The organism is Cupriavidus sp. FW216-B1, assembly GCF_058789195.1.
In genome coordinates, this window is sequence record NZ_JBYTEL010000023.1 from 99,677 (window position 1) to 107,602 (window position 7,926).

At 68.7% G+C, this 7,926-nt stretch carries 6 protein-coding genes and 1 pseudogene; 1 reads left to right on the plus strand and 6 read right to left on the minus strand.

Translation table 11 applies throughout. From position 1 onward, the window contains the following. The 6 genes and pseudogenes from AC3WXD_RS30155 to AC3WXD_RS30180 all read right to left on the minus strand — a co-directional run. Window positions 1-179: pseudogene (locus AC3WXD_RS30155) on the minus strand (enoyl-CoA hydratase/isomerase family protein); the annotation flags it as partial. Window positions 180-247: 68 nt separating this feature from the next. Continuing rightward, window positions 248-1,234, minus strand: coding sequence for a Bug family tripartite tricarboxylate transporter substrate binding protein (locus AC3WXD_RS30160; RefSeq protein WP_020206823.1), 987 nt, complete (start codon window positions 1,232-1,234; stop codon window positions 248-250). A gap of 105 nt (window positions 1,235-1,339) precedes the next feature. Then, the gene (locus tag AC3WXD_RS30165) at window positions 1,340-2,878 is read right to left on the minus strand and encodes a malonyl-CoA decarboxylase domain-containing protein (RefSeq protein WP_492325301.1); all 1,539 of its coding nucleotides are present in this window, start codon (window positions 2,876-2,878) and stop codon (window positions 1,340-1,342) included. 49 nt (window positions 2,879-2,927) lie between these two features. Beyond that, the gene (locus tag AC3WXD_RS30170; protein WP_492325302.1) at window positions 2,928-3,716 is read right to left on the minus strand and encodes a GntR family transcriptional regulator; all 789 of its coding nucleotides are present in this window, start codon (window positions 3,714-3,716) and stop codon (window positions 2,928-2,930) included. A 263-nt stretch (window positions 3,717-3,979) separates the two neighbouring features. After that, window positions 3,980-4,792 carry a prolipoprotein diacylglyceryl transferase gene (lgt, locus tag AC3WXD_RS30175; protein ID WP_020206826.1) on the minus strand — a complete coding sequence of 271 codons (813 nt, stop codon included), beginning with the start codon at window positions 4,790-4,792 and terminating at the stop codon, window positions 3,980-3,982. Between the two features lie 71 nt (window positions 4,793-4,863). After that, window positions 4,864-5,865 (minus strand): LysR substrate-binding domain-containing protein, encoded by a 1,002-nt coding sequence (locus AC3WXD_RS30180; protein WP_492325303.1) that lies wholly within the window; start codon window positions 5,863-5,865, stop codon window positions 4,864-4,866. 166 nt (window positions 5,866-6,031) lie between these two features. On the opposite strand from AC3WXD_RS30180, the gene ilvD reads away from it, so the two are divergent. Next, complete coding sequence (ilvD, locus tag AC3WXD_RS30185) at window positions 6,032-7,705, plus strand: dihydroxy-acid dehydratase (RefSeq protein ID WP_492325304.1); 1,674 nt, start codon at window positions 6,032-6,034, stop codon at window positions 7,703-7,705. Window positions 7,706-7,926 lie beyond the last annotated feature (221 nt).

Sequence of the window (7,926 nt, forward strand, 5' to 3'; positions counted from 1 at the left end):
CCCCCCCCCCCCCCCCCGCGCACCACCACGCAGCGCAGCGAGTCGTCCGCCGACAGCCGCGCGAAACCCTGCGCCAGCGCGCGCCACATCGCCACCGAGATCGCGTTGAGCCTGCCCGCGTTGGCCAGCGTGACCGTGGCGATGCCGCCATCGCGCGTGAATTCCACCGTGCCGCTCATGCCCTTGCTCCTGCCGTCATCACCATCCTCCTCGCGTCAAACCAGTCGAACCAGCCGAACCGGCCAAATCAGTCTATCTTGGCGCCGGACTGCTGCACCACCTGCGCCCAGCGCTTGATCTCGGCGCGCTGGAACTGGGCGAACTGTTCCTGCGTGAAGGCCGGCGTGTCGGAGCCGTTGGCCAGCCAGACCTGCTTCATCTCGGGCGTGTTGAGCGCCTTCTCCACTTCGGCGTAGAGCTTGTCGACGATGTCCTTCGGCGTGCCCTTGGGCACCCACATCGCGTACCAGGTGGAGACGTCGTAGTTGGCCACGCCGGCCTCGGCCGCGGTCGGCACGTTGGGAAAGGCGGCCGAGCGCTTGGTCGATGCCACCGCCAGCGCTTTGATGCGCCCGGCGCGGATGTGCTGGGCCGACGAGCCGAGCCCGTCGAACACCATGTCGACCTGCCCGGCGATCAGGTCCGACAGCGCCGGCCCCGCGCCCTTGTACGGGATGTGCGTGATGAAGGTCTTGGTCTGCAGCTTGAACAGCTCGCCCGCGAGGTGGTGCGACGAGCCGTTGCCGGCCGAGCCGTAGTTGAGCTTGCCCGGGTTCTTGCGGGCGTAGTCGATCAGCTCGCCGAGCGTGTTGGCGGAGACCTTGGCCGGGTTGACCACCACCACCTGCGGCGGCTGCGCGATCACGGTGACGGGAATGAAGTCCTTCTCGATGTCGTAGTCGAGCTTCTTGTAGAACGACGGCGCGATGGCGTGGTGCGCGCCGCCGATGAACACCGTGTAGCCGTCCGGCGCGGCCTTGGCGGCAATGCTCGCGCCCACCGTGCCGCCGGCGCCGCCGCGGTTGTCGATCACGAACTGCTTGCCGAGCTGCCTGGAAAGCTGCGCGGTCAGCGGGCGGGCGAAGGCATCGGTGCCGCCGCCGGCCGGGAACGGCACGATCACGGTGATGGGCTTGGACGGCCAGGCATCGGCCCGGACTGCCGGGGCTGCCATGCCGAGGGCCGCGCCGAGCGCGCAGGCCAGCCCGGCCAGTTGGAACTGACGACGTTTCATTGCTCTGTCTCCTGTGTCTTTTCTCTGCGGAAAGTCAAACGACGGAACTGCCACCACAACAAGGCGCCGGCCCGGCGAGGGGCCTGCCCCGGGACCCGGCCACGATCACAAGAACTTGCCCACGGCGCGGCTGATGCGCGGGTTGCCGTTGCCGAGGCGGGCCAGGTTGTCATCGAGCGCCTCGGGCACGTACAGGTAATTCACCATCATGCCGCACGACTGCGCGCGGCCCTTGCGCGACAGGTCGGCGGCCCAGTTCAGCCGCTCCACGCAGGCGCCGTTGCCGAGGTGGAAACGCGCCACCGGGTCGGCCGGCATGCCGTGGTGGCGCTCGCGCACGAGGAAATGCGCGGCCAGCGCCAGCGCGGTGTCGCGCATCACGGCGTCTTCCCGGGCGCCCTTTTCGTGCTCGCCGTGCGCCGCGTCCGCGCCGGCGGCCAGCGCCGCCAGCCAGGCCGCGCCGTCGGCGGGCGGCTCGCCATGCTGCTCGCGCCAGCGCGCCAGGCGCTTGTCGCCGAGCAGCGCGGCCACCGCGGCGCCGTCGCGCTTGCGCAGCCAGTCGGCGAAGCCGGGAATCGGCGACAGCGTGGCGAACTGCTTGAGCTTGGGAAACTCGCGCTGCAGTTCCTCGATCACGCGCTTGAGCAGGAAGTTGCCGAAGCTCACGCCGCGCAGCCCGGCCTGCGTGTTGGAGATGGAATAGAAGATGGCCCACTTGACGCGGCGCAGGTCTTCCAGCGGCGCCGCCTCGTCGAGCAGCGCGTGCACGTTGGCGGCCATCTCCGGCACGAAGGCCACCTCGACGAAGATCAGCGGCTCGCGCGGCATGCGCGGGTGGAAAAAGGCGTAGCAGCGGCGGTCGGAGTCGAGCCGGTTGCGCAGGTCCGCCCACGAGGCGATCTCGTGCACGGCCTCGTAGCGGATCAGCTTTTCCAGCAGCGAGGCGGGCGAGTCCCAGGTGATCGGCTGCAGCTCCAGCAGGCCCACGTCGAACCAGTTGGAGAACAGCGCCTCGAGATCGTCGTCGAGCGGGCGCAGGCCCGGCATGCGCTTTTGCCAGCGCAGCATGTCGGCGCGCAGGCCGATCAGGAAATGCAGGCCGCACACGCTGTCGCCCTGCTGGCCGTGCAGCGCGGCGAGCCGCCTGAAGAAGCGGATGCGGGCGTTGGACAGCGCCTGCGACAGGTTCGGGGCGGCGGCCGCCTTGTCTGTGCCAGTCGCTGCGCCGGTCCCTGCGCCAGTCCCGGCGCCGTTGCCTGCACCGCTGCCAGCCGCTTCGGCGGCCTCGCCATTGGCGGCGACCTCGGCCAGCACGCCGAGCATGGCCTGGCGCGCGTCGTCGCCGGCCGCCTCGTATTCGGCGCGCCACGACTGCGCGGCGGCGTTGGCGGCGCCATCGGTCAGGCGCGCGTCGAAGCACTGGCGCAACTGCTCGCGCTGGCGGCGCAGCACGCGCGCCGCCAGCGGCGCCGGCGCGGCGTCCACCTTGCCGTCGGCCCGGGCCGCGGGCTTGCCCGTGCCGTCGGCATCGCGCTCGCCCTTGCGGCCCCACCAGCGGCCGAAGCGCGACCACAGGGTGCCGCCCGCGGGCTCGGGGCCGGCCAGCGGCGCGCTGACTTTCTGTTCGCTGTTGAAGGAGTCCATGACGTACCTGCTATCGAACTGCTATCGAACGGTCGGACGATCAAAACGGTCAGGCATCGGACGAAGGCGCCGCCAGCCGGCGCGCGCGGGCCGGCCCGGCATCGCCGCCGCCCGCCTTGTCCGCGAGGCGCAGCCGCCCGCGCCGCGGCGCCGCAGCGACCTCGGCGGCGGGCGGCGCCGCGCCCTGCGCCTCGGCGGCGTCGAGCGCCCTGAGCGCGCCGCGCTGGCGCATCAGGTGCGTCTTCATCAGCGCCTCGGCGCCCTCGGAATCGTGCGCCTTGAGCGCGGAGAACACCGACAGATGCTCCGCGCACGATTCGCGGATGCGGCCCGGCAGCTTCAGGCTCTTGTGGCGCGACAGCCGCAGCACCTTGCGCAGGTCGCTGATCAGGCCGGACAGCCAGCGGTTGCCGGCCAGCCGCTGGATCGCTTCGTGGATCTGGTAGTTGGTTTCGTAATAGGCGTCGATATTGCCGTCCCGCGCGTAGCGCGCGAGCTCGGCATGCAGGCTTTCGAGCGCCTCGAGATCGGCGGCGCTGGCCTTGCGCGCGGCCTCGAAGGCGCAGCGCCCTTCGAGCAGCGCCATCAGCGGGAAGATCTCGTCGAGATCCTGCTCGGACAGCGCGTTGACGAAACAGCCGCGGCGCGGCTCCAGCCGCACCAGCCCCTCGGCCGCCAGCACCTTGAGCGCCTCGCGCAGCGGCGTGCGCGAAATGCCCATCGATTCGGCCACGCTGGCCTCGTCGATCCACGCGCCGGGCATCAGCGCGTGCTCGTCGATCAGCGTGCGCAGGCGCTCCGCGACTTCGAGATACAGGGCCTGCTGGATGATGCGCATGGAGTTCTCCGGCGGGAACGGGGCAATGGCATCGAGGTGGCCGCAGCGGCACTTCCGCCAACTCAATAATTCATAATTATGAATAACGGCGGCATTAACACAACAAGAATCGATGTTGCGCAGCGGCAAGCGGGATTTGTGGAAGCGTCGAAGGAAGCCGCCGGTTTTTTCCAGCACGGTGGCATTCGCAAGCGCCGGCCCTCTCCCTCTGCCCCTCTCCCGCACGCGGGAGAGGGGAGCAAACCGGGGGCAAGCGCCGCGCGTCAGCGCATCGACGCCCGCACCGCCTCGCCGTGCCGGTAGGCCCACACCAGCATGGCGATGCCGGCCAGGATCATCGGCAGGCTGAGCCACTGGCCCATCGAGAAGTTCAGCGCCAGCAGGCCGAGGAAGTTGTCGGGCTCGCGCGCGAACTCGACCAGGAAGCGGAAGCCGCCGTAGCCGATCAGGAACACGCCGGAGACCGCGCCCATCGGGCGGGGCCTGCGCGCGAACAGCCACAGGATGATGAACAGCGCCACGCCCTCGCCGGCGAACTGGTAGAGCTGCGACGGATGGCGCGGGATGTTGTCGCCGGCCTGCGGGAAGATCATGCCCCACGGCAGGTCGGTCGGGCGGCCCCACAGCTCGCCGTTGATGAAGTTGCCGATGCGCCCGGCCGCCAGGCCGCACGGCACCAGCGGCGCGATGAAGTCGGTCACTTCCATCCAGTGGCGCCCGCGCATCTTGCCGAACAGCCACATCGCCACGATCACGCCGAGGAAGCCGCCGTGGAAGGCCATGCCGCCCTCCCACACCTTGAGGATCTCGAGCGGGTGGCTGAGGTAGTAGTCGGCCTTGTAGAACAGCACGTAGCCCAGGCGCCCGCCCAGGATCACGCCCAGCACGCCGAAGAACAGCATGTCGTCCAGGTCCCGGGCGGTCCAGCCCTGCGCGGCCATATGCGGCTGGCGGATGCGCAGCCGGCCGAACCACAGGAACATGATGAAGCCGGCCAGGTACATCAGCCCGTACCAGCGGATGGCCAGCGGACCGAGGTGGATGGCGACCGGATCGAATTGCGGGTGAATCAGCATGTTTGCCGTGAAGTAGGTTGTGGGGCCGCGCCGCGCACGGCAGGCCAGGAAAAAAGCCGGCGGGCGGGAAATCAGCCGGCGGCCGCGTCCGGCTTTATGCCAGCGTTTTGCGTCACGGTCATGGCAGACGCCAGCGCGCCGGCGATCTCGATGAAGGAACGCAGCACCGGGCTGACGCTGCCGGCGCCCGCCTCGCGCCACACCAGCCCGGTCTCGATGTCGGGCCCGGCATCGCGCAGCGGCAGGTAGGACACCCCGGTGCGGCGAAGGTTGCACAGCGAGGCCGGCACCAGCGCCACGCCCATGCCAGCCGACACCAGGCTGACGATGGTCTGCATCTGGATGGCCTCCTGGGCGATCGCCGGCGTCAGCCCTTCGCGCGCATAACAGCCCGTAATGATGTCATAAAACGCCGGCGCGCTTCGCCGCGGGAAGATGATGAGCGGCTCGTGGGCCACGTCGCGCAGCGCGATGCCGGCCTGCGCATCGCCGCCGTCCCCACTGTCCCCACTGTCCCCGCTGTCCTGCGCCGCGCCGCGCGGCCGCCAGCCCTGCGGCACGGCCAGCACCAGCGGCTCGCGCACCAGCGGCAGGTAGGACACGCCGTGCGGCATGGCCGGCAGTTGCGGGCGGATCACCAGCCCGGCGTCGATGGCGCCTTCCATCAGCGCCTCGAGCTGGATGTCGCTGGTGGCCTCGCGCAGTTGCAGGTGCACGTTGGGGTGGTGCGCGCGGAAGCGCCGCAGCAGGTCGGGCAGGATGCCGTAGTCGGCGGTGCTGACGAAGGCCAGCGAGAGCGTGCCCGCCTCGCCGCGCGCCAGCCGCTGGGCCAGCCCGGGCAGCGCGGCGGCGTCGGCCAGCACGCGGCGCACCTCGGGCAGCCATTGCTGGCCGGCCGGCGTCAGCGCCACCGAGCGGCGCGTGCGCAGGAACAGCGGCACGCCGATTTCCTCCTCCAGCGCCTGGATCTGCTGCGACAGCGGCGGCTGGGTCATGGCCAGGCGGCGCGCCGCGCGGCCGAAATGGAGTTCTTCCGCCACCGTGACGAAGTAGCGTAGCTGGCGCAGGTCCAATCGGGCTCCTGATATGTTTCTCGACTCAATAGAGGTTGAATAATATATTTGACACGATAAAACGCAAGCGGCATGCTTTCGCCCACAACACGGCAGACGCCCGCGCGGGGTTCAGGCCAACCCGAACCACCGCGCCGGCCAGCACCCATTCCCCCGGAGATTCCCCATGACGTTCAACAAACGCTCGCAGCACATCACGCAAGGCGTGGCGCGCTCCCCCAACCGCTCGATGTACTACGCGCTTGGCTACAAGAAGGAAGACTTCGACAAGCCGATGGTGGGCATCGCCAACGGCCACTCGACCATCACGCCGTGCAACTCGGGCCTGCAGCGCCTGGCCGACGCGGCCGTGGCCGCCATCAAGGACGCCGGCGCCAACCCGCAGATCTTCGGCACGCCGACCATCTCGGACGGCATGTCGATGGGCACCGAGGGCATGAAGTACTCGCTGATCTCGCGCGAAGTCATCGCCGACTGCATCGAGACCGCGGCGCAGGGCCAGTGGATGGACGGCGTGGTGGTGATCGGCGGCTGCGACAAGAACATGCCGGGCGGCATGATCGCGCTGGCGCGCACCAACGTGCCGGGTATCTACGTCTACGGCGGCACCATCAAGCCGGGCAACTGGAAGGGCAAGGACCTGACCATCGTGTCGTCGTTCGAGGCCGTGGGCGAATTCACCGCCGGGCGCCTGAGCCAGGAAGACTTCGAGGGCGTGGAAAAGAACGCCTGCCCGACCTCGGGCTCGTGCGGCGGCATGTACACCGCCAACACCATGAGCTCCTCGTTCGAGGCGCTGGGCATGTCGCTGCTGTACTCGTCGACGATGGCCAACCCCGACCAGGAAAAGGTCGACAGCGCCGCCGAATCGGCGCGCGTGCTGGTCGAGGCCATCAAGAAGGACATCAAGCCGCGCGACATCATCACGCGCAAGTCGATCGAGAACGCGGTCTCGCTGATCATGGCCACCGGCGGCTCCACCAACGCCGTGCTGCACTACCTGGCGATCGCCCACTCGGCCGAGGTGGAATGGACCATCGACGACTTCGAGCGCATCCGCCGCAAGGTCCCGGTGATCTGCAACCTCAAGCCCTCGGGCCAGTACGTGGCGACCGACCTGCACCGCGCCGGCGGCATCCCGCAAGTGATGAAGATCCTGCTCAAGGCCGGCCTGCTGCATGGCGACTGCCTGACCATCACCGGCCGCACCCTGGCCGAGGAACTGGAAAACGTGCCCGACACCCCGCGCGCCGACCAGGACGTGATCCTGCCGATCGAGAAGGCGCTGTACAAGGAAGGCCACCTCGCCATCCTCAAAGGCAACCTGGCCGAGGAAGGCGCGGTCGCCAAGATCACCGGCCTGAAGAACCCGGTCATCACCGGCCCGGCGCGCGTGTTCGAGGACGAGCAAAGCGCGATGGACGCCATCCTGGCCGACAAGATCAACGCCGGCGACATCCTGGTGCTGCGCTACCTCGGCCCCAAGGGCGGCCCGGGCATGCCCGAGATGCTGGCCCCCACCTCCGCCATCATCGGCAAGGGCCTGGGTGAGTCGGTCGGCTTCATCACCGACGGCCGCTTCTCCGGCGGCACCTGGGGCATGGTGGTCGGCCACGTCGCGCCCGAAGCGCACGTGGGCGGCAACATCGCGCTGGTGCGCGAAGGCGACTCCGTCACCATCGACGCGCACAAGCTGCTGCTGCAGCTCAACGTGAGCGATGAAGAACTGGCCAAGCGCCGCGCCGAATGGAAGCAGCCGGCACCGCGGTACACGCGCGGCGTGCTGGCGAAGTTCTCGAAGCTGGCCTCGACGGCGAGCAAGGGGGCGGTGACGGATTAAGGTTTTTGGGGTTCGGTCCTGATCTGGGCCCGAAAGAAAAAACCCGCGATTTCTCGCGGGTTTTTTCTTGGGGGTTTTTTTACCTTTCGGGTTTTCCTTTGCGGGAATTGTTTAACGTCAACTTCTTAAACTGATTAACTGCTTAACGTCAAAGTCAACATCAAAGTCAAAGGCTTTCGCTCCCCCGGAGCGACCTACTTTCTTTTCCCCGAAAAGAAAGT